The organism is Janibacter hoylei PVAS-1 (assembly GCF_004025845.1).
In the GTDB taxonomy this organism is placed as follows: Bacteria; Actinomycetota; Actinomycetes; order Actinomycetales; family Dermatophilaceae; genus Janibacter; species Janibacter hoylei.
Window position 1 is genome coordinate 73,366 of sequence record NZ_PIPF01000009.1, and the last position, 26,297, is coordinate 99,662.

The window sequence follows — 26,297 nt, forward strand, 5'->3', positions numbered from 1 at the left end:
GTCAGGCCGATCGGGTGGCGGCGGGGTCGCGCGGGCGCTCCTGCGACTCGATGACCGCGAGCACCTCGGTGGCGCGGCACGTGCCGACGAGGCGCCCGTCGCCGTCGACGACGACACCGCGTCGGCTCGGGGAGGACAGCGCTGCGTCGAGCGCGGCCCGCAGCGGCCCGTCGACCCGCGCCAGGGTGCCCCCGAGCGCCAGCGCCGAGGTGTCGACGGGCTCCTCCTTGGCCAGGTCAGCCGGGCGGACCCAGCCGAGTGGCCGCCGCTCGTCGTCGACGACGAGCGCCCACCCGTCGCCTGCGGTGCCGCCGGCCTCCCTCGGCTGGCTGCCGAGGGAGAGCGTCGACTCGTCGTGCAGAGGGATGCGCGCGTGCTCGAAGCCGAGGGCCCGGTAGCCGCGGTCGCGGCCGAGGAAGTCGGCGACGAACTCGTCTGCGGGGTGGGCGAGCAGCTCTGCCGGCCGGGCCACCTGGGCCATGCGTCCACCGACCCGGAGCACGGCCACGTGGTCGCCGAGCTTGATCGCCTCGTCGATGTCGTGGGTGACCATGACGATCGTCTTGCCGAGCTCGCCCTGCAAGCGCAGGAACTCGTCCTGCAGCTGCTCGCGCACGACCGGGTCGACGGCCGAGAAGGGCTCGTCCATGAGCATGACCGGCGGGTCCGCTGCGAGCGCGCGGGCGACCCCGACGCGCTGCTGCTGGCCCCCGGACAGCTGGCTGGGGTAGCGGCGGCCGAGTGCCGGGTCGAGGCCGACGAGCTCGAGCAGCTCGCGCGCCCGGGCGATCGCCTCGCGTCGCGACGTGCCGAGCAGCAGGGGGACGGTCGCGACGTTGCGCTCGACCGTGTGGTGGGGGAAGAGCCCGCCGTGCTGGATGACGTAGCCGATGCCGCGACGCAGCTCCGCCGCGTCCATGCCGAGCACGTCCCGGCCGTCGATGGTCACCGACCCGGAGGTGGGCTCGATCATCCTGTTGATCATCCGCAGCGTCGTCGTCTTGCCGCAGCCCGAGGGCCCGACGAGCACGGTGATGGCTCGGTCCGGTGCGGTGAGGCTGAGGTCGTCGACGGCTACCGTGCCGTCCGGGTACTGCTTGGTGACGCCGTCGAGACGGATCATGCACGTCCCCTCTGTCCGGGAGATGGCCTCCTCGTGGTCTTCCAACCTATCCCGAGAAGACGGCGAGCACCTCTGCCCGCGTGACGTCGGACACGCTCTCGTGCTGCCACCGGGGCGAGCGGTCCTTGTCGACGAGCTGAGCGCGCACACCTTCGGCGAAGTCCGCCCGCTGCAGCAGGCCCCGCGCCACGACCGTGTCCGTCTCGAGCACCTCGCGCACCGACCCGGCCGTCGCGGCCCGTCGCAGTGCCTCGAGGGTGACGGCCACCGACAACGGCGAGCGAAGGGAGATCTTCTCGGCTGCCGCACGGGCCTCGGGTGCGTCGTGGGCGCGCAGCCGCTCGACGATCGCCGCGGCGTCGTCGCCGGCGTAGCACTCGTCGATCCAGCCACGGGCGGAGGTGAGGGTGTCCGCCTTCGTCGTGGCGTCCTCGGGCACGGGCTCCACCGGGTTACCCGCCGCGATGCCGGCGAGCAGATCGGGCAGGCGCGCGGAGTCGACCACGGCGTCGGCGAGACCCAGGGCGACGGCGTCGGCTCCCGTGATGGTCGTCCCGGTGAGGGCGACGTGGGTGCCGGTCTCGCCCGGGGCCCGGGAGAGCAGGTAGGTCGCGGCGACGTCGGGGAAGAAGCCGATGATCGTCTCGGGCATGGCGATCCGCGAGCGCTCGGTGGCCCAGCGGGCGGTGGCAAACATCGAGATGCCCAGCCCACCGCCCATGACGATGCCGTCCATCACGGCGACGACGGGCTTGGGGTACTCCGCGATCTGCGCGTCGAGCACGTACTCGTCGGCCCAGAAGTCCACCCCTCCGGAGGTGCCCGCCAGGTGGGCCTCGCGCACCGCGCGGACGTCGCCACCGGCGCACAGACCCCGCTCCCCGGCGCCCTCGATCGAGACGGTCTGCACCTGCGGGTCCTCGGCCCACGCCTCCAGCTGGGCACGCATCGCGACGACCATGTCGCGGGTCAGCGAGTTGATCGCGCGAGGTCGGTTGAGCAGGACCCGACCGAGGGATCCGTCGACCGCGAAGAGCACCTCGTCGGTGCCGGTGGGGCCCGGAGTGAAGTCAGCCATGTCGTCACCTTGGCACACCCGCGCCGGCGGGTGTCTGCGCGCCGGGCCGTGCTGGCAGACTGATCCCGCGATGAGTGGTCGGGCGGGGGCGCGTCGGGGGACGCCGGAGGCGTGGTTCACCTTCGTCGTGCTCGCGCTGTGCGTCGTCGCCGTCGTCACCATGTACGCGCGCGGTGGCCGCACGAGCGTCGGCGTCGTCGTCGCTGCCGGCCTGCCCTTCGTCCTGCTCGTCGCGATCGCTGCCGCCCTGCTGCCGTGCTGGCACCACCCGCGGTGGCGACTCGCCCTCGTCGGTGCCCTGCTGCTCAGCCAGGCACCGCTGCTCGACCACGTCGTGCCTGACCGCGCCCCTGCCCCGACGGGGAGCCAGACGATCCGGGTGGCGACGCTCAACACCCTGCACTCGCGCCCCACCGACGCCGCGCTCGTCGAGCTCGCCCAGGATGTCGACGTCCTGGCCCTCCAGGAGTGGAGTGCCTCGCGCACCCGTGGGCTCACCGCAGCGCTCGGCCCGGACTGGCAGCTCGTCGCGAGCGACAACGACGACTACATCGCGGCCCAGGTCGCGGTGTGGGTGCGACGCTCCTGGACCGTGCTCGAGGCCCCGCACCTCCCCGGCCGCCAACCGGGGCGAGCCGTGCGGCTCGAGCGCGACGGCACAGAGGTGACGGTCATCGGCACCCGGTTGCAGAACCCGGCCTTCTTCGCGGCCGACCTGTGGGGGGCGGGGCTGGACTCCCTTCGGCTGGCGACGGCCGGCAGCACCGGCCACGTCATCGTCATGGGTGATCTCAACGCGCCACCGAGTGCGGTGGCCTTCCGTCGTTTCGCGCGGCAGTCGGGGCTGCGGGACTGCACCGCGCAGCTGGGCATGGGCTTCCCCGGCACGTGGGGACGCACCCCTGGGTCCGCGGTGGCGCCGGTGCCGATCGACCACGTCATGACGCGTGGCGCGGTGTGCACGGACCTCGTGATCACCCGGCGGCCCGGCAGCGACCACGCCGCGCTCGTCGCGACGGTCGCCTTGCCCTGATCAGCCGGCGAGGCTGGCGAAGGGAGCCGCGGCCTCCAGCTCGAAGGCGAGCTCGAGCAGCAGCCGCTCCTGCCCGCTGCGCGCCGACAGCATGACGCCGATGGGGCGGCCGTCGTCGGTCCGCCCGAGCGGCAGGGAGATCGCCGGCTGACCGCTCGCATTGTGCAGCGGCGTGAAGCCGACGTAGTCGAGCAACCGGGCGAAGTGGGTGTCGAAGTCCAGGTCGCCCGAGAGGTGACCGATGCGCGGCGTGGTGTGGCTCAGCGTCGGCGTGAGCACGAGGTCTGCCTCGGCCGGGAAGAGTCGGTCGGCGGCGAACCCGGTCGCCCGCAGGCGGGCGAGGTACAGCGGGGCCCGGTGCAGGCGGCGCAGCGCGCGGTCGGCGAGACCGCGGGTGAAGGGGTCGAGCTTGTCGGGGTCGAAGTCGGGCCCGTAGAGCTGCTTGCCCTGCCGGGAGGAGGCCATCGCGAGCAGGCTCCAGTAGTCCTCGAAGTCGGTCTTGAAGAACTTCGGCACCGGCACCTGCAGCGTGTCGTCGACCGTGTGGCCGAGCCCGTCGAGCAGGCGGGCGGCGGCCTCGACTGCTTCCCGGGTCTGCGGGTCGGTGGCCCGGGCGAGCGGCGAGTCGACCATCATGCCGATGCGCAGCCGACGTGCGCCGGGGCCCTCGACGAGACCGACCGGCGGGAGCTTGCGGGCCGGCTGGTGCTGCTCGGCGGCGGCGAGGAAGGTCGCGGTGTCGCGCACGGTGCGGGTGAGCACGCCGTTGACGACGAGCTGGACCGGGAGCTTGTCGGTGCTCGGGTCACCGAGCAGCCGGCCCCGGGTGACCTTGAGCCCCACGAGACCGCAGGCCGCCGCGGGGATGCGGATCGAGCCACCGCCGTCGTTGCCGTGGGCGATGGGCAGCGCTCCGGAGGCGACGAGCGCGGCCGTGCCGCCGGAGGACCCGCCCGAGGAGTAGCCCGTGGCCCAGGGGTTGCGGGTGATGCGCCCGCCGGGGCGCTCGGTCGTCGCCGTCCAGCCGAAGGGCGGGCAGGTCGTCGTCGCGATGGGCACGACACCGGTGGACAGGTACTGCCGGACGAAGGGGCCGTCCGCACAGCCGGGCCGGTCCGGCAGCGCGTCCGATCCCATGCGCATGGGCAGGCCCTCGACAGTGACGTTGTCCTTGAAGGCGGTCGGCACCCCGGCGAAGGGGGCGGGCGTCCCCTGCGGCACGTGCGCCGCCCGGCGGCGAGCACGGTCGTGGTCGTCCACGGTCGTCGCGCCGAGCACCGGGTCGACCTGGGCGACCCGGGCGATGGCGGCCTCGACCGCCTCGCCCGCACTGATCTCACCCGCTCGGATCGCCGCGGCCACCCCGGTCGCGTCGAGCGTGCCGAGCGCGTCGTCGGTGAAGGCACTGACCCGGCGGGACTCGTGGCTCTCGCGGATCTCCTCGTGGGCGGGCGTGGGGTGGGTCTCCGTCGTCATCTCCACGATGTTACTCGCAGGTCACGACCGGGGGTGGTGTCCCCATTCGCTCCCTGAGGAGGCCGCCCGCGGCCGTCTCGAAGGGTCAGACGTCCGACCGGTGGAAGTTGGCGAAGGACCGGCTGGCCGTCGGACCGCGCTGCCCCTGGTAGTGCGAGCCGTAGGCCGCGGAGCCGTACGGGTGCTCCGCCGGCGAGGAGAGCCGGAAGAAGCACAGCTGTCCGATCTTCATGCCCGGCCACAGGCGGATCGGCAGGGTCGCGACATTGCTGAGCTCGAGCGTCACGTGGCCGGAGAAGCCCGGGTCGACGAAGCCGGCCGTGGCGTGCGTCAGCAGGCCGAGCCGGCCGAGCGACGACTTGCCCTCGACGCGTGCTGCCAGGTCGTCCGCCAGCGAGACCGTCTCGAGCGTCGAACCCAGGACGAACTCCCCCGGGTGGAGCACGAAGCCCTCGTCCGACTCGACCTCGATGAGCCGGGTGAGATCGGGCTGGTCGGCCGCCGGGTCGATGACCGGGTACTTGTGGTTGTCGAAGAGCCGGAAGAACTTGTCGAGCCGGACGTCGACACTGCTGGGCTGGACCATCGTCGGGTCCCACGGGTCGAGCACGACCCGCCCCGCGTCGATCTCGGCCCGGATGTCCCTGTCGGAGAGCAGCATGGCCCCGAGACTAGAGCGCGCCGGGCCTCACTGGGTGAAGGTGATGTCGACCGGCTCGGTCGGGACGTGGTCGATGACGACGGCCGTGACCGGCGAGCCGGCCCCGCCGGACCGCTCGAAGGTGATGCCGTCCATGGGGTAGGCCGGCAGCCCCTCCTGGCTCATGTCGATGCCGTCCTCGGGGTCGATGGCGACCCGAGGTCCGGTCTCCCAGGCGTTGGGCTCACCCTCAACCGCCCAGAAGCGGACGGGGACGCCCTCGGCATAGGTCGCCTTGGTCATCGCCTCCCAGTCCATCTGACCGGGGATCTCGATGCGCACCCCGCCCTTGGGTGTCAGCACGACGCCCTCGCGGTAGGCGTCGACGATCTGGCGCTCGCGCCCGGCCGAGGGCTCCCACACGCTGCCGGTGGCGAAGGGGGTCGGGTTGGGGTTGGTCGGCGTCGCCGCGCTCTGGTCCGAGCTGCTCGCCGGGGGCGTGGGGTGGTCGGCGCCCACCGAGAGGGCGATGCCGCCGGCGACGACCCCCGCGGCCACCGCGGCCGCGCCGGCCAGGAGCCAGGCGCGGCCGCCCCTCTTCCCCGGGGTCCCGGCCTGGGAGCGGGCCCCCTGCACCCGCTCCCAGGCAGCCTGCCGCTGCGCGTCCGTCGGCCCGGGCACGTCGGCCCGCAGCTCACGCAGCGCGTCCATCTCCGGCCCGTCGAGCAGGCCGATCTCGTCAGTGGTCATCGTGGGTCCCCCTGGTGTCGTCGAGTGCGACCCGCACGATGCGGCGGGCGCGGTTGAGCCGGGAGCGCACCGTCCCGACCGGCAGATCGAGGGCCAGGGCGACCTCGGCGTAGGTGAGCTCGGCGTGGGCGGCGGCGAGCGCCGGCTGCCGGGACTGCGAGTCGACGCGGTCGATGTCGCGATCGGTCTCGTCCGCACCGGTGACGTGCGGGTCGGCCCCGGTCCGGGCCCAGGCCAGGTAGGCCCGCACCTCGTCGCGGTGGTGCCGTGAGAGCAGGTTGCTCGCGATGCCGAAGATCCATCCCCGCAGCACTCCCCGCTCCGGGTCGAAGGTGTACGCGCGGGTCACGGCCTGGACGAAGGTCTCGCTCGCGAGATCGTCCGCGATGTCGGCGGGCACCCGTCGGGCGAGGTAGCGGTAGACGTCGGCGTGGTGCCGGTCGAAGACCTCCGCGGCCGGCACTCCCCCGATGTTCGGCGGCTGCCGCAGCGCCGTGACCTGCCCCATCGGCGGCCTCATCGTCTCCGTCTTCAGTGTGCTCACACCTCTACTTGCCCGCAGGGCGAAGGGGGGTTCACGCCCCCTCTTCGGCGGGCCGGGACGCACGAAGGGCCGCACCCCACCGGGTGCGGCCCTCCAGTCATGCGGAGCCGGTGACGGGAATCGAACCCGCGTGTCCAGCTTGGGAAGCTGGCGCTCTACCATTGAGCTACACCGGCGAGCACGCTCCTGAGCGTGCAGCGCGGACATCGTAACCCACGCCGACGCCCCCTTCGCGGGGCCCTCGTCCCTCCGGCCGCCGCCGGAATCTTCTCCCTTCGAGACGGCGCTGGCGCGCCTCCTCAGGGAGCGGGCAGGGCGTGGACCTGGCGCGCCTCCTCAGGGAGCGGGCAGGGCGTGGACCTGGCGCGCCTCCTCAGGGAGCGGGCAGGGCGTGGACCTGGCGCGCCTCCTCGGGGAACGGGCGGCACGTGTGGGTCGCGTCACCTCATCCCGCGCTTGCTCCCGCAAGCAGCCGAGGGTGATGATGGTCCAAACATCAGTAAGCGCTTGCTTACAACGCTGGAGCCGGTCCCCGCCGGCGTCACCCCCTTCGACCAGGAGAGACATCCCATGGGTCACTACAAGAGCAACCTGCGCGACATCGAGTTCAACCTCTTCGAGGTCTTCGGTCGCGACGAGGTCCTGGGCCAGGGCCCCTACGAGGCCGTCGACGCCGACACCGCGCGCGAGATGCTCAAGGAGTACGCGCGCCTCGCGGAGAACGAGCTGGCCGAGTCCTTCGCCGACGCCGACCGCAACCCCCCGGTCTTCGACCCGGAGACCTCCTCGGTGCAGATGCCCGAGGCCTTCAAGAAGTCGTACAAGGCCTTCCAGGACGCCGGCTTCTGGTCCCTCGACCTGCCCGCCGAGCTCGACGGCACCGTCGCCCCGCCGTCCCTGCGCTGGGCGATGAACGAGCTCGTCCTCGGCGCCAACCCGGCCATCGGCATGTTCGGCGCGAGCTACTCCTTCGCCAAGCTGCTCTTCCTGCTCGGTACGCCGGAGCAGAAGAAGCTCGCCAAGTGGATCGCCGAGAAGGGCTGGCACTGCACCATGGTGCTCACCGAGCCCGACGCCGGCTCGGACGTCGGCGCCGGCCGGACCAAGGCCACGGACAACGGTGACGGCACCTGGAACATCGAGGGCGTCAAGCGCTTCATCACCTCGGCCGAGTCGGACATGACCGACAACATCGTCCACTTCGTCCTCGCCCGCCCCGAGGGCGCCGGCCCGGGCACCAAGGGCCTGAGCCTCTTCATCCTCACCAAGTACGCCGTCGACCTCGAGACCGGCGAGCTGGGCGAGCGCAACGGCGTCTACGTCACCAACGTCGAGAAGAAGATGGGCCTGAAGGTCTCGACGACCTGCGAGGTGACCTTCGGTGAGAAGCACGCCGCCGTCGGCACCCTCTTCGGCGACGTCCACGACGGCATCGCCCAGATGTTCCGCGTCATCGAGAACGCCCGGATGATGGTCGGCACCAAGGCCATCGCCACCCTCTCCACCGGCTACCTCAACGCGCTCGAGTACGCCAAGGAGCGCGTCCAGGGCGCCGACCTGACGACGCCCGCCAAGGACGCGCCGCGTGTGACGATCACCCACCACCCGGACGTGCGCCGCAGCCTCATGCTGCAGAAGGCCTACGCCGAGGGTCTGCGGGCGCTCGTCACGCTCACGTCGAGCCAGCAGGACACCGTCGACATCGAGCAGCTCGCCACGGGCGTCGAGGAGATCGCCGACGACTCCCCCGCCGCGATGGCCAACCGGGTCAACGACCTGCTGCTGCCGATCGTCAAGGGCCTGGGCTCCGAGCGGGCTTGGACCCTCCTCGGCACCGAGTCGCTGCAGACCTTCGGTGGCTCCGGCTTCCTGCAGGAGTACCCGATCGAGCAGTACGTCCGCGACGCGAAGATCGACACCCTCTACGAGGGCACCACGGCCATCCAGGGTCAGGACTTCTTCTTCCGCAAGATCGTGCGTGACAACGGCCAGGCGCTGGGTCACATCGCGATGCAGATCCAGGAGTTCGCCCAGGACGTCGACGCGCAGGGCGGTGCGCTCAAGCACGAGCGCGAGCTGCTCGGCCAGGGCCTGGAAAACGTCCAGGGCATCCTCGGCGCGATGTTCCAGGCGCTCATGGCCTCCGACCCCAAGCAGGAGGGCTCGGACATCACCAACATCTACAAGGTGGGCCAGAACACCTCGCGTCTGCTGCTCGGCGCCGGTGACCTCGTCGTCGGCTGGCTGCTGCTGCGCCAGGCCGCCGTCGCCACCGAGGCCCTCGAGGCCGGCGCGGAGGGCAAGGACAAGGACTTCTACACGGGCAAGATCGCCGCGGCGAGCTTCTTCGCCAAGAACGTCCTCCCGCTCCTGGCCGGCGAGCGCGCCATCGCCGAGGCCACGGACAACACCCTCATGGACGTGCCGGAGTCGGCCTTCTGATCGAGGTCGCCCCATGACGAAGGGGGAGGTCCNNGGACCTCCCCCTTCGTCATGCTCGCGCTGGTCAGTAGCGACGCTCGTCCCGGACCACCGTCTCGCGACGACGGTTGGTGAGCAGGAAGCTCAAGATGATCGCGAGGACGCCCAGAGCGATGGCGATCCACCCCAGGGCGCCGACGTCGAGACCCGCGATCGACATGTCGCCGTTGTAGGCGAAGACGATGACGAGTCCCACGAGCAGCAGGAAGATCCCGACTCCGATGTACATGTGGTACTCCTGTCCTCCGGGCTCACAGCCGGTTGGTGGTATCGGTGGGGTCGACACGATCGGCCGGCAGGTGCCGGCCGCGCGGGTCATGGGTGTCGGTGCGGACGGCGTGCCGCGTCGCGACGCGCGTGGACTTGCGCGGGCGGTCGACGAGGAAGAAGCCCACGAGCATGAGCAGGCTGAAGACCACGATGAAGATCCAGAACAGCGCTTCGCCCCCCATGGGCCACTCCTTCGATCGACGGTGCGTCCACAGTAGCGCGGCACGTCCGGGTCAGTCGTCGCGGCTGAGCTCGGCGAGGTGCCGGTTGTAGGCCTCGAGCTCGGCGTCACCGTCGCGGTCGGCGCGTCGGTCACGGCGGGTCGACTCCCGGGCGTCGCTGCGCATCCACTGCCAGGCGACGCCGATGGCCAGCACGAGAGTCGGCGCCTCACCGACGCCCCAGGCGATGGCGCCCCCGGTGCGCTGGTCGGCGAGCGGGTCGGTCATCCACGGCAGGTTGAGCCGACCGAAGTAGTCCGGCGCGAGCAGCTCGGTCGACTGCGTGAGGATCACGCCGAAGAAGGCGTGGAAGCTGATCGTCGCGAGCAGCACGACGAAGAGCGCGATCGGGGGCCACCGCTTCGGCCCGGGGTCGATGCCGATGAGCACCCAGACGAAGAGGTACCCCGACATGACGAAGTGGGCCATCATCAGCACGTGCCCGGTGTGGGTGCTCATCGCCAGCTCGAAGAGCGGGCTGTAGTAGAAGATCGCCAGGCTGAAGAAGAAGAGCGAGGCCGCCACCGCCGGGTTGGCCAGCACCCGCAGGTAGGGCGAGTGGACCGACGCGAGGATGAGCTCGCGGGGCCCGAGCGTCTTGTCCCGGCGCGCCGGCAGTGCTCGCAGGGCGAGGGTGATCGGCGCCCCCGGCACCATGAGGAGCGGCGCGATCATCGCCACACCCATGTGCTCGACCATGTGCCAGCTGAAGAGCACCTTGCCGTAGACCCCCGGCCCGGCCGAGGTGAAGTAGAAGAAGACCGCCCAGCCGAGCACCCAGCTGACCGTGCGGAGCACGGGCCACTCGTCACCGCGGGCGCGCAGCCGCAGCACCCAGCGGACGTAGACGAGGACCGCGATGACCGAGACGGTGAGCCACAGCCAGTCCACCTGCCACGACGTGAGCCAGCTCGTCGACGACGGCGGCCCCGGGTCGGGGTAGCCCGAGAGGTCGTAGACGATGGCATTGGCCGGCGCCTCCTGCGCCGTCTCCGGCGTCGGGGTGCGCCCGACGGCGACACCCAGGCCCATGGCTGCAGCCATGACGACGACCTCACCGGTCGCCAGCCGGACGAAGGGGGCGACCCCTTCGGCGCCGGCCTCGAGTGCCGCGATGGTGCGGGAGCGGTGCCACCACCCGATGACCCCGAGGATGATCGCGGCGACGGCCTTGAGGATGAGCAGCACGCCGTAGCGCGAGTCGAGCCCCCCGAGACCGCCGATGTTGATCCACGTCGCGAGCAGACCGGAGCCGACGAGCAGGGCGAAGCACCAGGCCGCGATGCTCGAGTAGCGCTGCGTGGTGACCGCCAGGTGCGACCTTACCGCTCCCTGAGGAGGCCGAAGGGAGGGACGCACCACGAGCAGCGCGACGAGCCCACCGATCCACACCGTCGCCGAGACGAGGTGGAAGGCGAGCGCGTTGACCCCGCTCATGTGGTCGAGGCTGGCCGCGGAGTGCCCGGAGAGGGCGAGCGGCAGCAGCGCGAGGACGGAGCCGGCGCAGGCCCAGGCCAGCGCCCCCTTCGTCCGGGCCAGCGGAGCAGCGACAGCGACGACGGCGACGATCGCGGAGGAGATGACCGCTGTGCGGGTGCTGTCGAGCTCCCAGACGAAGGCGGTCAGCTGGGAGAGGTAGGTGCCGTCGGTGAGCGGGATGCCGGCGAGCGAGGCGAAGTCCGTGAGCATCCGCCCGACGCCGGCGAGGAACCAGACGATCGCCGCCCCACCCGCGACCTGGGCGAGCGTCTCGCGGCGCGAGGTCCGGGTCGTCTCCGGGACGAGGAAGGCCCCGACGACGAGGGCGCCGACGGTCACCGCGGCCGCGGCGTCGTGCACGACCCGCAGCACCGGCAGGGACCACCGGACGAAGGCGCCCGGGTCACCGAGCTCGAGCGGCGCGGCGCCACCACCGAAGGCGGTGGCTGCGACGACGGCGACGATCGAGACGACCCCGAGGATCCCGAGCGGTGACGGCGTGGTGCGAGCGGTGCCCGGGGAGGAAGACATGCCCTCTAATCTAGGCAACTGGCCCCACCCGCCCGGCACCGCCCACCACGACGAAGGGAGCGATCGTGCCCGCCTCATCCGACGAGCTCAGCACGAGCGTCATCCGCATGCTGCGCATGCTGCACGCGACCCGTGCCCGGGCCCCACGGGTCCACCCGAGCGTCGAGCCCAGTCACCACTCTGTGCTCGTCGCCGTGCGTGAGCACCCGAGCCGCGTCGGCGACATCGCCGAGCGCAACCTCACGGATGCCTCGACCGTGAGCCGGCAGGTCAGCCACCTCACCGGCCTCGGGCTCCTCGCCAAGGTCCCGGACCCCGCGGACGGCCGGGCCCAGCTCGTCGCGCTCACCGACGAGGGGGCCGCCCTCCTCGACGAGCTCGTCGCCCGCCGCGAGGCGTGGTTCGCCGACCTGCTCGGCGACTGGAGCGAGGGCGACATCAGCGCCTTCATCGCCTACGTCGACCGCTTCTGCGATGCCGTGGCGGCCGACGAGCGTCACCGGCCCTGACCTGAGGCAACCCGGCACTCCGTCCGGGCGTCTGCAAGGATGACCAGCGTCCTACGCCACGCTCTGGGGGAACCCGCAATGTCGCACCGTCGCACCGCACTCACGGCACTCGTCCTCACCACGACCGCCGCTCTCGCGGCCACCCCGGCCCTCGCCGCGCCGGCCCAGCCGTCCGCACCCACCGAGATCGACGTCATCTGCGATGGCATCGGCGCCGACACGGTGACGGTCACCGGCGACCTGTCCCGCGGAGGGACCGCCGAGATCACCGACGGGCCGCTGACGGTCGTCGGCCGCCCCGGCTTCACCGGCCAGGACGCATCCGGCCACCAGGTGAGGATCGAGCCGAGTGGCACCGGCGCGACGTGCACGGCGACCACCGACTCCGTCTCCACGGACATCACCAAGCTGCTGCCCGCCACCCAGGCCCTCAAGGCCCAGACGACCGGCAAGGTCACTGGCCGGCTCACCTTCACCGTCGAGGTGGACGACACCCCGCCGCCCGCCGCGCAGCGCTCCGCCGAGCCCTACGCGGCCGCCGCCAGCCTCCCCTTCGAGTCGGAGCTGCGCAGCTACCTCAACTCCCGCCCCGGCGCCGTCGGGGTCGCCGTGCGCGTCCCCGGCTCGGGTCGCTCGTGGACCTACACCAAGACCTCCTCGCGCAATGTCACGGCGAGCATCGTCAAGGTGCACATCATGTCCGCCGTGATGATGAAGGCGCAGGACGCCGGTCGCGGCCTCACCTCCTGGGAGAAGTCCCAGATCGTGCCGATGATCCGCAACAGCGACAACAACGCGACCACGGCGCTCTTCAACCACATCGGCGGCCGCAGCGGGCTCGACCGGGCCGCCGACCGTCTCGGTCTCGACCAGACCTACGCCGACCCCTACAACCACTGGGGCCTGACGAGCACGACGGCCGCCGACCAGGCCGAGCTCATGGAGCACTACGCCCGCCCCTCCAAGGCGCTCAGCTACACCAACCGGATGTACGGCCTCACCCAGATGCGCAACATCAACTCCTCTCAGGACTGGGGCGTCACGGCCGGTGCGCCCTCCGGCTCGGTGGCCCTGAAGAACGGCTGGCTCCCGCGCACCGACGGCTGGCACGTCAACAGCATCGGTTGGGCCAAGGTCAGCTCGACCGACTACACGATCGCGGTCCTCACCCACGACAACCCGGGCGCCATGAGCACCGAGATCTCCACCATCGAGGGCGTGTCGCGGATCGTCTACAAGAACCGCGCCCAGCTCAAGGCCCCCACCCCCCCGCAGCCCGACCCGCGCGGCCGCTCCGGTGACTTCACCGGCGACGGCAAGGTCGACCTCATGGGGCGCAACCAGAGCGGACGCGTCTACGTCCACAACGGCGACGGCAACGGCGACTTCGCGGCCCGCCGCTCGGTCGGCACCGGCTTCGCCGACGCCGACTGGTTCGGCCACGCCGGCGACGTCAACCGCGACGGCAGGTCCGACGTCCTCGTCCGTCGCGGCGACGGCCGCCTCCAGCTGCTGCTCACGACCGCCTCCGGCCAGCTCGGCACCCCCAAGACGATCGCGACCGGCTGGGACGCCTACACCGACCTCGCCTCGGGCGGGGACGTCGACGGCAACGGCCGACTCGACGTCATCAACCGTCGCGCCAGCGGCTCCACCGACCAGTACGAGCTCTCCGACTCCGGCACGCTGCGCTTCGTGCGCCGCTACGGTGTCCCGGCGAAGTGGTACCAGAACATCGAGCTCGTCCCCGACGTCAACGGCGACGGCCGCGACGACCTGCGCGGCGTCTCCTCCGGTGGCCGGATGCGCACGTGGACCTCGACCGGCACCGGCTGGACGATGACGACGAAGACGTCGACCGGCTGGGACCGCTACCGGTCCGTCGCCGTGCCGGGTGACGCCGGCGGCGCCGACAACAAGCAGGGCGACATCGTCGCGGTCCGCCCGGACGGCGACTCCCTGCTCTACTTCGCCGGCAAGGGCGGTAGCCACACCAACTACCCGCGCGACATCACGCCCAGCATGGACGTACTGCCCATCGTCTTCTGACGGACGGCTCGACGAAGGGGGCGCACCGGGTGCGCCCCCTTCGTCGTGCCCGGCAGCGGTCAGGCCCAGAGGAAGGCCGTCCCCGGGTCGTGGAGCAGTGCGGCCACGTCGGCGAGCAGCTTGGAGCCCAGCTCGCCGTCGACGAGGCGGTGGTCGAAGGAGAGCGCCAGCTGGGTCACCCAGCGGGGCTCGATCGACTCGCTGCCGTCGGCGGCCGTGACGACCCACGGCGTGCGGCGCACCGCGCCGAAGGCGAGGATCACCGCTTCGCCCGGGTTGAGGATCGGAGTGCCCGTGTCGACGCCGAAGACGCCGACATTGGTGATCGTCGCCGTGCCGCCGGCCAGGTCGGCCGGCTGGGTGCGGCCCTCGCGGGCGGTGCCGACGAGGTCGCCGAGGGCGGCAGCCAGGTCGTGCAGGGAGAGCTGGTCGGCGCCCTTGATGTTGGGCACGAGGAGCCCGCGCGGGGTCGCCGCGGCGATGCCGAGGTTGACCGAGCCGTGCAGCACGATCTCCTGCGCGGCCTCGTCCCAGCTGGCATTGGCCTCGGGGTGACGGCGCAGGGCCAGGGAGAGCGCCTTGGCGACGACGAGCAGCGGCGTCACCTTGACGTCGGCGAAGGCCCGGTCGCGCTTGAGCCGGTCGACGAGGTCCATCATCGCCGTGACGTCCACGGTGATGAACTCCGTGACGTGCGGGGCGGTGAAGGCGGACGCGACCATCGCCCCGGCCGTCGCCTTGCGCACCCCCTTGATGGGGATGCGCATGTCCTCGCCCGGCGTCCCTTCGAGATTCCCACCGGTCCCTGAGGAGGGCGCCCGGCGCCCGTCTCGAAGGGCCGAGGCAGCGCCCTCGACGTCCGCCCGGGTGACGATCCCACCGTCACCCGACGGCGCGACCGCCTGCAGGTCGACGCCGAGGTCCTTGGCGAGCTTGCGCACCGGCGGCTTGGCCAGGGCACGCGGGGGTCGAGCGTCTCGAAGGGCAGGGACCGGAGGTGGGCCTCCCGCAGCCGGTGCCGGTGCCGCCGATCCCTGAGGGGCGAGGCCGTCCGCGGCCGAGTCGACTCGACGGGACGTGCGGGCGCGACGTCGCGTGCTGCCGGCTTTGGCGCCGTAGCCGACGAGGTTCGGGCCAGCAGCCTCCTCCGCCTCGCCGGACACGGGGGCAGCCGGCTCCGGGTCGGCGCCGCCGACCTCGACGGCGATGATCGGGGCACCGACGTCGACGGTGTCGCCCTCGGCGGCGAGCAGCTCGACGACCGTCCCCGCGAAGGGGATCGGCAGCTCGACGAGCGACTTGGCGGTCTCGACCTCGATGACGATGTCGTTGACGGCGACCTCGTCGCCGACCTTGACCTTCCAGGTGGTCACCTCGGCCTCGGTGAGGCCCTCACCGGGGTCGGGCAGGTTGAAGTTCTTGACGGCCACAGTGGTCTCCTGGTCAGTGCTCGAACGAACGGTCGACGGCGTCGAGGACACGGTCGAGAGTCGGGAGGAACTCCTCCTCGAAGCGGCTCGGCGGGTAGGGGATGTTGTACCCACCGACCCGCAGCACCGGCGCCTCGAGGTGGTAGAAGCACTCCTCCTGGACCCGGGCGGCGATCTCGGCACCGAGACCCACGAAGGTCTGGGCCTCGTGGACGATGACGGCGCGGCCGGTCTTGCGCACCGACGCGGTGATCGTCGGCAGGTCGAGCGGGCTGAGCGAGCGCAGGTCGATCACCTCGAGGCTGCGGCCCTCCTCCTCGGCGGCGGCTGCCGCCTGCAGGCAGGTCTTGACCATCGGGCCGTAGCAGAGCAGCGTGAGGTCGCTGCCCTCCTTGGCCACGCGGGCGTCGTAGAGACCGAGGTCCGGGGCACCCCCTTCGTCGATCTCGGTCTCGCCGCGCTCGTGGTAGCGGCGCTTGGGCTCGAAGAAGATCACGGGGTCGTCGGTCTCGATCGCCTGCTGGATCATCCAGTAGGCATCGGCCGCGTTGCTGCACGAGACGACCCGCAGACCGGCGGTGTGCGCGAAGTAGGCCTCGTTTGACTCGCTGTGGTGCTCGACCGCACCGATGCCGCCACCGCAGGGGATGCGGATGACCATCGGCACCTTGAGGTGGCCGAGGGAGCGGGCGTGCATCTTGGCGACCTGGCTGACGATCTGGTCGAAGGCCGGGTAGACGAAGCCGTCGAACTGGATCTCGACGACCGGGCGGTAGCCGCGCAGGGCGAGCCCGACCGCCGTGCCGACGATGCCGGATTCGGCGAGCGGGGTGTCGAGCACGCGGTGCTCGCCGAAGTCCTTCTGCAAGCCTTCGGTGATGCGGAAGACGCCGCCGAGCTTGCCGACGTCCTCACCCATGAGGACGACCTTGGGGTCGCGCTCCAAGGCGCGACGCAGGCCGGCGTTGAGGCCCTTGGCGAGGGAGAGGCGCTGGCCGCTCATCGGGCGTCTCCTTCCTCGGCGAAGCCGGCGTGGTAAGCGAGGAACTCCTCGCGCTCGGCGTCCACGACGGGGTGGGGCTCGGTGTACTGGTGGTCGAACATCGTCGGTAGCTCCGGGTCGGGCATCTCCTGGCAGGCCTTGCGCACCCGCGCCGCGATCTCATCGGCCTCGGCGTCGACGGCGCCGAAGAACTCCGCCTCGGCGTGCCCGCGCTCCTCCATGAAGCCGCGCATGCGCTTGATCGGGTCCTTGTGCTTCCAGATCTCGACCTCGGCGTCGCTGCGGTACTTCGTCGGGTCGTCGGAGGTCGTGTGCGCGCCCATCCGGTAGGTGTAGGCCTCGATGAGCGTCGGCCCCTGGCCGCTGCGCGCCTTGTCGAGCGCGTCCTTGGCCACGGCGTAGGTGGCGAGGGGGTCGTTGCCGTCGACGAGGACGCCGGGGAAGCCGAAGCCTCGGGCGCGCTGGTACGGCGGGATGATGAACTGCTTGTCGTTGGGCTCCGAGATCGCCCACTGGTTGTTTTGCACGAAGAAGACGACCGGCGCATTGGTCACGGCCGCGAAGACGAGCGCCTCGTTGAAGTCGCCCTGGCTCGTGCCGCCGTCACCGGTGAAGGCCATGACCGCTGCGTCCCGCTCGGGGTCGCCGGTGCCCATGGCCCCGTCGGCCGTGATGCCCATGGCGTAGCCGACCGCGTGGAGCATCTGGTTGCCGATGACGATCGTGTAGAGGTGGAAGTTGTTTTCGTTGGAGTCCCACCCGCCGTGGTTGACGCCGCGAAACATGCCGAAGAGGCTCACCGGGTCGACGCCGCGGCACCACGCGACGCCGTGCTCGCGGTAGCCGGGGAAGGCGTAGTCGTGGGGGCGCAGGGCGCGACCGGCGCCGACCTGGGCGGCCTCCTGCCCGAAGAGGCTCGGCCACAGACCGAGCTCGCCCTGACGCTGGAGGGCGAAGCCCTCGGCGTCGATGCGGCGCACGAGGACGAGGTCGCGGTAGATCGTGCGCGCGTCCTCGCTCGTCATGCCCTCGACGATCTGCGCGTAGGGCGCATTGGTCGCATTGGTCTCCAGGCGGTTGCCGTCAGCGTCGACGAACTGGACCATCTCCGGGTTGTCGTCGGAGAAGTGCCCGGTGATCTGGGAGGGGGGCGTCGGCCCCATCTCCGGCGAGGGCTCGAAGGCCCCTGCCACGTGTCCTCGGGTCCCGGCGTGGCCGGCGACGTCGCTGTCGCTCACTGCTGCTCCCTTCGGCCCGGCTCGAGGGGTCACCTCGCCGCGGCCACGTGAGGACGTCGTCGTCGACGCCTCGATCGGCTGCGGCGGGCGTGTGACCCGAGCCACAGTTCATTGGCGTGGGCCAACCTAGCGTCTCAGCAGGTGGACACCCAAACCGGGTCCGGGCCACCGGGCGGAGAGGGCTAGGGTGCGCGCATGGACACCCCGCGGCTGCGCTCCGCCCTCGACCAGGTCCCTGCCTACGTGGCCGGCAAGCCGCCCGCCGCACGCGAGGGGCTGACGGTCTACAAGGTCTCCTCGAACGAGAACCCGAACCCTCCGCTCCCTTCGGTCGTCGACGTCATCGCGGCCGCGGCGACCGAGGTCAACCGCTACCCCGACTTGGGGGTCACCGCGCTCACCGACGCCCTCGCCGCGCACCTCGAGGTGCCGCGCGAGCAGATCGCGACCGGCACCGGGTCGGTGGGCGTGCTCGCGCAGATCATCCAGTCGACGTGCGACCCGGGCGACGAGGTCGTCTACGCGTGGCGCTCCTTCGAGGCCTACCCGATCGTCGTGGCGATCGCCGGCGCCGTGTCGGTCCAGGTGCCGCTCACCGCCGACCAGCGCCACGACCTCGACGCCATGGCCGCGGCGATCACCGACCGCACCCGCGTCGTCCTCGTGTGCACGCCCAACAACCCGACCGGCCCGTCGGTGACCCACGCGGAGCTGGAGGCCTTCATCGCCAAGGTCCCCCGTGACCTCCTCGTCGTCGTCGACGAGGCCTACCTCGAGTTCGTCGAGGGCGAAGGGGAGGTCGACGGCCTCGCGCTGCGGCGCGAGCACGACAACGTCATGCTGCTGCGCACCTTTTCCAAGGCCTACGGGCTGGCCGGCCTGCGCGTCGGGTACGCGGTCGCGCCGGAGCCGGTGGCCGAGGCGCTGCGCAAGACGGCGACCCCCTTCGGCGTCAACCTGCTCGCCCAGGCCGCCGCGATCGCCTCGCTCGAGGCCAAGGACGAGCTCGACGTGCGGGTCAAGGGCATCGTCGCCGAGCGCGAGCGGGTGCTCGCCGCGCTGCGTGAGGCGGCCTGGCAGATGACCGACAGCCAGGCCAACTTCGTGTGGTTCCCGCTCGGCGAGCGCACGGGTGCCTTCGTCGCGGCGTGCACGGAGGCGGGCCTGTCGGTGCGCCCCTACGGCACCGAGGGCGTGCGGGTGAGCATCGGCGAGACCGAGGCCAACGACCGGCTCATCGAGGTGGCCCGGGCCTTCGGACCCGCCTGACGCATCTCCCTGGGCACATCACCAAACCCCTCCACATTTCCCTAGGGAAATACCCACCCACTCCACATTTCCCTAGGCAAATCACCACCCCTTCCACATTTCCCTAGGCAAATACCCGACCCCCTGGGTATTTGCCTAGGGAAATTCGTCAGGCCAGGGCATGGACGAGCGGGCGTCAGGTGAGGCCGCGGGCTCGCGCGGTCGCCTTGTCGTCGACCTCCCGCTGGATCTGGCGCTCGTCCTCGAAGTCGTCCCAGACGACCCGGACGAAGTCCCACCCGATGGAGCGCAGATCCTCCTCACGGGCCAGCTCGTCCTCCTTGACCTCCGGCGAGACGTACTTGACCTGCCCGTCGAACTCCACGGCCAGCATGAGCTCCTCGTTGGCGAAGTCCATCCGGTAGCTGCGGCCGGCCACGGTCTGCCAGACCTGTGGCTCGAAGTCCCAACGGCTGCCGCGCAGCACGGCCGCGGTGAGCGTCTCCCCCGGCGACTCGTGCTTCGGCTCGAGGTGCACCAGGGCCTCTCTGGCCTGCCCCACGCCCGTGGCCCCTCGGGCCGCATCGAGAGCCGCGGCGATCTCGCCCCGGGTGCACAGCCCATGACGAAGGGCGTGATCGCCGGCCGCGAGCGCGGCCAGCGGGTTGCTGCTCGTGGCCGTACCGACGACGGCCCAGGCGGGCGAAGCGCTGCGGAGGGTGCCGAGGCCCGGCACCTGCACCTCGACGCAGGCCAGCTGGTCGAGGTCGACCCCGGTGACCCGCACCCCCTTCGTCGTCCGGCCGTGAGCACCACCTGCCGTGCCGATCTCGACTCGACCGAGATCAGTCCGCACCAACGGCAGACCGAGGACGACGGCCGCGGTGTGGCGGATGGCGACCGCACCCTCGGCCTGCGACCTGAGGACGGCGGCCGCGCGGATCAGGTGCCGCTCGTCGATCTGCGCATCCGTGCGACTCGAGTACCACCCGCGGGCCGGCTGCCAGAAGAGGCCGCGGCGGACGAAGACGGCCAGATCGCGACGGGAGATGCCTCTCCCTTCGGCCTCTGCAGTGGTGAAGAGCGGCATGTCGCCGAGCTCGGACGGGGCGACGCGAAGTGGTGACGCTGACATGCGCCCACCCTGCCCAGCCGGCCACCGCCACCCTTCCAGTTATCCACAAGAGGCCGCATCTCCCTAGGGAAATGCGGCCTCTGGACCACCCAGGCTGTCATTTGCCTAGGGAGATGCGGTCTGGGGTGGCCATTTCCCTAGGGAAATGTGGCCTGGGGTGGGTATTTGCCTAGGGAAATGTGGTCGGGGGTGGGTATTTGCCTAGGGAGATGCGGGGTCAGTCGTCGAGGTCTTCCTTCTCCGGCAGGACCCAGTTGAGGATCATCGAGACGATCGTGATGACGAGGGCGCCGATGACCGCGTCCCACCAGAACTCGGTGATCTCGAAGTCGAGGCCCAGCGGCGAGGAGATCCACTCGGTGAGTTGGAGTAGGAAGGCGTTGACCACGAAGGTGAACAGCCCCAGCGTCAGGACGATGAAGGGGAAGGTCAGCACCTTGGCGATCGGCTTCACGACCGCGTTGACGACACCGAAGATCAGCGCGACGAGCACGATGGTCGCGAACTTGGAGGCGAAGGTCGCGTCACCGTCGGCCAGGTGGATCCCGTCGATGAGCCACGCGGCGACCCACAGCGCCACGGCGTTGACGCCGGTCCGAATGAGGAAGTTGGTCATGGGGCCAGCATGGCAGGCCGCGGTGATCATCGGCACAGCCCAGCGCGATCGCCGCCCACCTGTGGTCACCTAGTGGGTCATACTTGACCGGCCGGTAACGAGGGTGTGCCGGCGACGAAGGAGAGCACGATGAGTGGCGACGGCCGCCCCACCCGGCGACACGACCTGTGGGACGACGACGAGACCGGCCCGGAGTCGACCCCGGCGCGGGACGACTCGACCTCTCCGGAGCCCGCCCCGGCGGCTGCCGGAGAGCCCAGCACCCCGGCCGACGAGCAGCCCCGCCGCAGCCACCGCAGCGAGGACGACCGCGCGACGCGACGCCCTGCATGGCTGCTGCCGGTCGCCGTCCTGCTCGTGCTCGCGCTGTGCGGCGGCGGCGCCTTCGCCGCCCTGCGCGGCGGTGGCGACGACTCCGCCTGCGGCGGCCGCAAGCTCACGGTCGCCGCGACCCCCGAGATCGCCGAGCCCCTCGAGGACGCGCTGGCCAAGGTCAAGGAGAGCGACGCGTGCGCCGACTTCGACGTCACCTCGGCCTCCGCCGCCGACACGGCCCGCAACATCAACGAGGGCCAGGCCCCCGACGTGTGGATCCCCGACAGCTCGACGTGGATCGACGCCGTCGACGCGAGCAAGACCACCGGACAGTGGCTCGAGGGGCAGTCGATCGCCTCCTCCCCCGTCGTCCTCGCGTCGGGCGACGATCAGAAGGCCAAGGTCACGAAGTTTTCGTCGTGGGGGTCGCTGCTCAACAACGAGGGCGGGCTGCGGATGGCCAACCCCGACACCGACACCTCGAGCCGGCTGGCCTTCCACGCCAGCCGCATCGGCCAGCCCGAGCGGATCGGCCTGCAGACCGGTGAGCGGCTGATCTTCATGTCGCGCTTCGCCGCGCCCTCGCTCAACAAGCTCTTCGCCGACTACACCTCCGACCAGAAGGGGACCCAGCCCTTCCCCGCGTCGGAGCAGCAGATCGCGACGTACAACGAGGACAACCCCGACGTCACCCCCCTTCGCGCCGTCGTGCCGGAGAAGGGGACGCTCTCGCTCGACTACCCGTGGATCATGAACCCCGAGCTGAGCGGCGAGCTGCTCCAGCACGCCGACTCCGCCCGGACCGAGCTCGGCACGCTCGACATGCGCGAGGCGCTCACCGAGGCCGGCTTCCGCGACCCCAATGGTGCCGGCGGCCCGGAGGTGGCCGGCAGCGCCGCCCCCGACGTCACGACCCTCGAGCCCCTCGATCGCAACGAGCGGGTCGCCGCCGTCGAGACGTGGGACCGCATGCGCACCGACATGCGGATGCTCGCGGTCATCGACGTCTCCGGCTCGATGGAGTGGGACAGCCCCACTGCCGGGATGACCCGCTGGGACGTCACGAAGGGGTCGCTCACCAAGGGTGTCGGCATCCTGCCCGCCGGCAGCCAGGTCGGCGGCTGGGTCTTCAGCAGCGACCTGTCCAAGGGCAAGGACCACCGCGTGCTCGCGCCGATCAAGCGCCTCGACAGCACGAAGGGGGGCACCACCCACCGCGAGTCGCTCCGCAAGCTCATCGACGGCGGCGACAAGTACATCGGTGGCGACACGGCGCTCTACGACTCGATCTGGGCGGCCTACCAGAAGATGGTCAAGGAGTACGACCCCGACTACGTCAACTCGCTCGTCGTCTTCACCGACGGTGAGAACGACGACCCCAACGGCGGCCTGTCGCTCAACCAGCTGCTGTCGCGGCTCGACGACTCCTACGACGCCAAGCGCCCGGTCCGGGTCATCACCATCGGCATGGGCGAGGCCAGCCCGACGGCCCTGCAGAAGATCTCCGACGAGACCGGCGGCACGAGCTACATCGCCGAGACGCCGGACGACATCGAGCGGGTCTTCGTCCAGGCCCTCCTGGCCCGCAGCGGACGCTGAGCGGCGCACGAGTCACGACTGGGTCAAGGTCGCGGCGGGGTGCTCCCCGCCGCGACCGGCTCGGTGGCACGATGACCGGCACCGGGCACGCATCCAGTGCCCCTTCTGCACACCTGGAGGATGACCATGCGCCGTGCCCACGTCGCTCTCTTCGCCACGCTCGCGCTCGGCGCGAGCGCCCTGACCGCCTGCGGGTCCGACAGCCTCGAGGGCACCGACGCCGGTGGCGGCGAGTCCTCGGCCGCCCAGGAGGTCACCGTGGACGACGAGGTGGCCAAGCTCGTCCCGGAAGACATCAAGAGCGCGGGCACGCTCAACATCGGCTCGGACGCCTCTTACGCGCCCAACGAGTTCCTCGGTGACGACGGCAAGACCGTCGAGGGCATGGACGTCGACCTCTTCAACGCGGCCGCCGCCAAGATGGGCCTGGAGACGAAGTGGAGCAATGCCTCCTTCGACTCGCTGATCCTCGGCGTGACCTCCGAGAAGTACGACGTCGCGGTCAGCTCCTTCACGATCAACGACGAGCGCAAGAAGCAGGTCAACATGATCAGCTACTTCGACGCCGGCACCCAGTGGGTCACGACGAAGGGCAACCCCGGCAAGGTCGACCCCAAGGACCCGTGCGGCGCCACCGTCGGCGTGCAGAAGGGCACCGTCCAGTTCGACGAGCTGACCGAGCTCAACAAGAAGTGCGACGAGAAGATCAAGATCGTCGTCGAGCAGGAGCAGTCCAAGGTCACCGCGAGCCTCGTCTCCGGCAAGACCGAGGCCATGGCCGCCGACTCCCCGATCAGCCTCTACGCCGTCAAGCAGCAGGGCGAGGAGCTCGAGGCCCTCGGCGACATCTACGACTCCGCCCCCTACGGCATCGTCATCCCGAAGGACCAGGAGGAGTTCGGCGAGGCCATCGCCGCTGCCTTCACGAGCATGAAGGAGGACGGCTCGTACGAGGCCATCCTCAAGAACTGGGGCAACGAGTCCGGCGGCATCGACGAGTTCGCCGTCAACCCCTGATGTCCAGCACGAACGACGCGGCGGTCCCCCCTTCGGCAGGCGAAGGGGGGACCGCCCCCGTGTCCGAGGACGCCGGCCCCATCGACGCCGTCCCGGTCCGCCACCCGGGGCGCTGGGTCGCCCTGGTCGTCATCGCGATCGTCTTCGCGATGATCATCTCCAGCTTCGTCACCAACCCGCGGTGGGACTGGCCCTTCGCCTTCCAGGTGATGAACTACAGCCCGGTGCTCGAGGGGCTCGTCAAGGGCACGATCCTCGCGACGATCGGGTCCATGCTCATCGGCGTGACGCTCGGCATCGTCATCGGCGTCATGCGCCTGTCGGACAACCCGGTGCTGAAGTTCGTCGGCTTCCTCTACACGTGGTTCTTCCGCGGCATCCCGCGCCTGGTGCTCGTCGTCCTCTTCGGCACCGGCATCGGCTACCTCTACCCGAGGTTCGACATCGGGCCCTTCCCCTTCAGCCAGCAGCTCGCCGGCTGGCTCGGGATGAGCAGCGACCTGACGCTCTTCACCTTCAACGTCAACCAGATCAGCAGCACCCTCATCTGGGGCATCATCGCGATGGGCCTGTCCGAGGCCGCCTACATGGCCGAGATCGCCCGCGCCGGCATCATGTCGGTCGACGAGGGGCAGCGTGAGGCCGCGGCCGCGCTCGGCATGAAGCCGAGCCTGTCGATGCGGCGCGTCATCCTGCCGCAGGCGATGCGCGTCATCATCCCGCCGACGGGCAACGAGACCATCGCGATGCTCAAGGACACCTCGCTGCTCATGGCGCTACCGCTGAGCACCGAGCTCTTCTTCCAGGCCCAGGCCATCGGCAACCGGACGCTGAAGATCATGCCGACGCTCATGGCCGCGTGCCTCTGGTACCTCGTCATCACGTCGGTCCTCATGATCGGGCAGTACTTCCTCGAGCGGCACTTCGGCCGCGGCTACGGCAACACGTCGAAGCAGGCGAAGACCGACACCAACCGGACCCGCCTCATGGGTCTGACGATCGGAGGCGGCAAGTGAGCCGGCCAGTCGTGCGCGCGGTCCAGGTGCGCAAGTCCTACGGCAGCAACGAGGTGCTCAAGGGCATCGACATGGAGGTCTCCCCCGGCGAGGTCGTCTGCCTCCTCGGGCCCTCGGGCTCGGGCAAGACGACCTTCCTGCGGTGCATCAACCAGCTCGAGGACATCCAGGCCGGACGGATCTTCGTCGACGACGAGCTCATGGGCTACCGGGAGAAGCAGGCGAAGGGGGGCCGCAAGCTCTTTCGCCTGAAGGACAAGGAGATCGCCGCCCAGCGCCGGGAGATCGGCATGGTCTTCCAGCGGTTCAACCTCTTCCCGCACATGACGGCACTCGAGAACGTCATGGAGGCGCCCGTCCGGGTGCAGGGACGGTCGAAGGCCGAGGTGCGCGCCGAGGCCCTCGAGCTGCTCGACAAGGTGGGCCTGGGTGACAAGTCGAGCGCCTACCCGGGGCAGCTCTCCGGCGGCCAGCAGCAGCGGGTGGCCATCGCCCGGGCCCTGGCGATGCAGCCCAAGCTCATGCTCTTCGACGAGCCGACGTCGGCGCTCGACCCCGAGCTCGTCGGCGAGGTCCTCGAGGTCATGCGCGACCTCGCCGCCCAGGGCATGACGATGATCGTCGTCACCCACGAGATGGCCTTCGCCCGTGACGTCGCCGACCGGGTCGTCTTCATGGACGGCGGGGTCGTCGTCGAGCAGGGCGCGCCCAGGGAGGTCATCAACAACCCGCATCACGCGCGGACCAAGGACTTCCTCAAGCGGCTGCGGGCCGAGCACGAGAAGGTCGCCGAGGCGGTCGCCGAGCTCGGCTGACAGGGTCAAACCCGTGTAACCCATGACAGAATCAGTTGGCGAGCAGCATGGTTTTCACATGACGCTGGGAACAATGGACGCCGCGGGCCTTCGGCGCAAAAACACCATGATTTTCAGGTCGCCCCTGTCGGCAATGGTCGCGATTGGAATCACCCTGTTCGGGGCCGGCGCCGCCGATGCACTTCGACCCGACTTTCTTACAATAATGAAAACACGACGGGTAACAACGGTTTTCCCGGCATCGACTCACTGCCCAAAACAATGAGCGCCTCCGGTAGAATTCTCGACGCGACCGGGCTTCATTGGCGCCCTGCCGAGAGGGATGGCTCCTTCATTGTTGATGTTCCGGTGGAGGAGGCCACTTCCCCACAGAGCGTTTCGCTCGAACTTCCAGAAGGGTTCGTCGAGGAATGGATCGACCAAGTGATGTGCGATCCTCTCAACGGCTTGGGTCGCCGCTCCCGGTCAGTTGAGAAGGAAGTGATCTGGTTGATTGGCGATCTATTGCACGAGGCCTTGGCTGCCGGAATCAGTCCACCTCAAAGTGTCCGATTGCGGCGCCTGAAGAACGGCAAGCTATCCCTGCTGCGCAATGAACGTCCCCAAGCTGCCCCACTTCCAAGCGACGACACCTTCGCTTGGCATACGGAAGCGCCCGGCGAGCCTGGCTAACACCTGGCG

Annotated in this window: 24 protein-coding genes and 1 tRNA gene; 10 read left to right on the forward strand and 15 right to left on the reverse strand. The window is 70.5% G+C overall.

What is annotated here, in order from left to right; all coding sequences use genetic code 11:
- Position 1: 1 nt before the first annotated feature.
- Together CWN80_RS09440 and CWN80_RS09445 are read right to left on the reverse strand one after the other, a co-directional pair.
- The gene (locus CWN80_RS09440) at positions 2-1,123 is read right to left on the reverse strand and encodes an ABC transporter ATP-binding protein (RefSeq protein ID WP_007927762.1); all 1,122 of its coding nucleotides are present in this window, start codon (positions 1,121-1,123) and stop codon (positions 2-4) included.
- Between the two features lie 46 nt (positions 1,124-1,169).
- Positions 1,170-2,201, reverse strand: a complete 1,032-nt coding sequence (locus CWN80_RS09445) for an enoyl-CoA hydratase/isomerase family protein (protein WP_007927763.1) — start codon at positions 2,199-2,201, stop codon at positions 1,170-1,172.
- Positions 2,202-2,271: 70 nt separating this feature from the next.
- On the opposite strand from CWN80_RS09445, the gene CWN80_RS09450 reads away from it, so the two are divergent.
- Positions 2,272-3,234 (forward strand): endonuclease/exonuclease/phosphatase family protein, encoded by a 963-nt coding sequence (locus tag CWN80_RS09450; protein WP_007927764.1) that lies wholly within the window; start codon positions 2,272-2,274, stop codon positions 3,232-3,234.
- Here CWN80_RS09450 and CWN80_RS09455 read toward each other — a convergent pair whose 3' ends face one another.
- The 5 genes from CWN80_RS09455 to CWN80_RS09475 all read right to left on the reverse strand — a co-directional run bounded on the left by CWN80_RS09455 (position 3,235) and on the right by CWN80_RS09475 (position 6,820).
- A complete protein-coding gene (locus tag CWN80_RS09455) occupies positions 3,235-4,710 on the reverse strand; it encodes an amidase (RefSeq protein ID WP_083853722.1) in 1,476 nt (491 codons plus the stop codon). It lies immediately after the preceding gene.
- A gap of 85 nt (positions 4,711-4,795) precedes the next feature.
- The gene (dcd, locus tag CWN80_RS09460) at positions 4,796-5,371 is read right to left on the reverse strand and encodes a dCTP deaminase (RefSeq protein ID WP_007927766.1); all 576 of its coding nucleotides are present in this window, start codon (positions 5,369-5,371) and stop codon (positions 4,796-4,798) included.
- A gap of 27 nt (positions 5,372-5,398) precedes the next feature.
- On the reverse strand, positions 5,399-6,100 hold the full coding sequence (locus CWN80_RS09465; protein WP_128277204.1) for a hypothetical protein: 702 nt from the start codon (positions 6,098-6,100) through the stop codon (positions 5,399-5,401).
- The gene (locus CWN80_RS09470; protein WP_128277205.1) at positions 6,090-6,644 is read right to left on the reverse strand and encodes an RNA polymerase sigma factor; all 555 of its coding nucleotides are present in this window, start codon (positions 6,642-6,644) and stop codon (positions 6,090-6,092) included. Before CWN80_RS09470 ends, CWN80_RS09465 begins: the two co-directional genes overlap by 11 nt.
- 105 nt (positions 6,645-6,749) lie before the next feature.
- Positions 6,750-6,820 (reverse strand) — tRNA-Gly (locus tag CWN80_RS09475).
- A 394-nt stretch (positions 6,821-7,214) separates the two neighbouring features.
- On the opposite strand from CWN80_RS09475, the gene CWN80_RS09480 reads away from it, so the two are divergent.
- Entirely contained in the window at positions 7,215-9,086 is a 1,872-nt protein-coding gene (locus CWN80_RS09480; RefSeq protein WP_007924606.1) for an acyl-CoA dehydrogenase, read from the forward strand.
- A 64-nt stretch (positions 9,087-9,150) separates the two neighbouring features.
- Here the strand turns inward: CWN80_RS09480 and CWN80_RS09485 are convergent, their stop codons facing one another.
- The 3 genes from CWN80_RS09485 to CWN80_RS09495 are packed head-to-tail and all read right to left on the reverse strand — an operon-like array spanning position 9,151 to position 11,626.
- Complete coding sequence (locus CWN80_RS09485) at positions 9,151-9,354, reverse strand: DUF6458 family protein (RefSeq protein WP_007924605.1); 204 nt, start codon at positions 9,352-9,354, stop codon at positions 9,151-9,153.
- A 22-nt stretch (positions 9,355-9,376) separates the two neighbouring features.
- A complete protein-coding gene (locus CWN80_RS09490) occupies positions 9,377-9,577 on the reverse strand; it encodes a hypothetical protein (protein WP_007924604.1) in 201 nt (66 codons plus the stop codon).
- Between the two features lie 51 nt (positions 9,578-9,628).
- Positions 9,629-11,626, reverse strand: coding sequence for a bifunctional copper resistance protein CopD/cytochrome c oxidase assembly protein (locus tag CWN80_RS09495; protein ID WP_238148164.1), 1,998 nt, complete (start codon positions 11,624-11,626; stop codon positions 9,629-9,631).
- 65 nt (positions 11,627-11,691) lie between these two features.
- Between CWN80_RS09495 and CWN80_RS09500 the strand changes: the two genes are divergently transcribed.
- Positions 11,692-12,135: a MarR family winged helix-turn-helix transcriptional regulator gene (locus CWN80_RS09500; RefSeq protein ID WP_007924597.1), complete on the forward strand. Its 444-nt coding sequence runs from the start codon at positions 11,692-11,694 to the stop codon at positions 12,133-12,135.
- A 78-nt stretch (positions 12,136-12,213) separates the two neighbouring features.
- Positions 12,214-14,184, forward strand: a complete 1,971-nt coding sequence (locus CWN80_RS09505) for an FG-GAP-like repeat-containing protein (protein ID WP_007924595.1) — start codon at positions 12,214-12,216, stop codon at positions 14,182-14,184.
- 59 nt (positions 14,185-14,243) lie between these two features.
- On the opposite strand, the gene CWN80_RS09510 is transcribed toward CWN80_RS09505, so the two are convergent.
- The 3 genes from CWN80_RS09510 to pdhA are packed head-to-tail and all read right to left on the reverse strand — an operon-like array spanning position 14,244 to position 17,855.
- Entirely contained in the window at positions 14,244-15,614 is a 1,371-nt protein-coding gene (locus CWN80_RS09510; protein WP_007924593.1) for a dihydrolipoamide acetyltransferase family protein, read from the reverse strand.
- 13 nt (positions 15,615-15,627) lie between these two features.
- Entirely contained in the window at positions 15,628-16,617 is a 990-nt protein-coding gene (locus CWN80_RS09515; protein WP_128277207.1) for an alpha-ketoacid dehydrogenase subunit beta, read from the reverse strand.
- Positions 16,614-17,855: a pyruvate dehydrogenase (acetyl-transferring) E1 component subunit alpha gene (pdhA, locus tag CWN80_RS09520; protein WP_007924589.1), complete on the reverse strand. Its 1,242-nt coding sequence runs from the start codon at positions 17,853-17,855 to the stop codon at positions 16,614-16,616. Before pdhA ends, CWN80_RS09515 begins: the two co-directional genes overlap by 4 nt.
- Positions 17,856-18,050: 195 nt before the next feature.
- On the opposite strand from pdhA, the gene hisC reads away from it, so the two are divergent.
- The gene (gene hisC / locus CWN80_RS09525) at positions 18,051-19,124 is read left to right on the forward strand and encodes a histidinol-phosphate transaminase (protein WP_007924588.1); all 1,074 of its coding nucleotides are present in this window, start codon (positions 18,051-18,053) and stop codon (positions 19,122-19,124) included.
- A 175-nt stretch (positions 19,125-19,299) separates the two neighbouring features.
- Here hisC and CWN80_RS09530 read toward each other — a convergent pair whose 3' ends face one another.
- A complete protein-coding gene (locus tag CWN80_RS09530) occupies positions 19,300-20,238 on the reverse strand; it encodes a type IV toxin-antitoxin system AbiEi family antitoxin domain-containing protein (protein WP_007924586.1) in 939 nt (312 codons plus the stop codon).
- A gap of 217 nt (positions 20,239-20,455) precedes the next feature.
- Complete coding sequence (locus CWN80_RS09535) at positions 20,456-20,854, reverse strand: phage holin family protein (protein WP_040880562.1); 399 nt, start codon at positions 20,852-20,854, stop codon at positions 20,456-20,458.
- Positions 20,855-20,983: 129 nt separating this feature from the next.
- Here CWN80_RS09535 and CWN80_RS09540 point away from each other — a divergent pair, with 129 nt between their 5' ends.
- The 5 genes from CWN80_RS09540 (at position 20,984) to CWN80_RS09560 (ending at position 26,288) form a co-directional block, all read left to right on the forward strand.
- Positions 20,984-22,768, forward strand: a complete 1,785-nt coding sequence (locus CWN80_RS09540) for a substrate-binding and VWA domain-containing protein (RefSeq protein WP_128277208.1) — start codon at positions 20,984-20,986, stop codon at positions 22,766-22,768.
- Positions 22,769-22,888: 120 nt separating this feature from the next.
- The gene (locus CWN80_RS09545) at positions 22,889-23,785 is read left to right on the forward strand and encodes an ABC transporter substrate-binding protein (RefSeq protein WP_007924583.1); all 897 of its coding nucleotides are present in this window, start codon (positions 22,889-22,891) and stop codon (positions 23,783-23,785) included.
- Complete coding sequence (locus tag CWN80_RS09550; RefSeq protein WP_128277209.1) at positions 23,785-24,801, forward strand: amino acid ABC transporter permease; 1,017 nt, start codon at positions 23,785-23,787, stop codon at positions 24,799-24,801. Before CWN80_RS09545 ends, CWN80_RS09550 begins: the two co-directional genes overlap by 1 nt.
- Positions 24,798-25,616, forward strand: a complete 819-nt coding sequence (locus tag CWN80_RS09555) for an amino acid ABC transporter ATP-binding protein (RefSeq protein WP_007924580.1) — start codon at positions 24,798-24,800, stop codon at positions 25,614-25,616. The genes CWN80_RS09550 and CWN80_RS09555 overlap by 4 nt, the downstream gene beginning before the upstream one ends.
- A gap of 261 nt (positions 25,617-25,877) precedes the next feature.
- Positions 25,878-26,288, forward strand: coding sequence for a hypothetical protein (locus CWN80_RS09560; protein ID WP_128277210.1), 411 nt, complete (start codon positions 25,878-25,880; stop codon positions 26,286-26,288).
- Positions 26,289-26,297 lie beyond the last annotated feature (9 nt).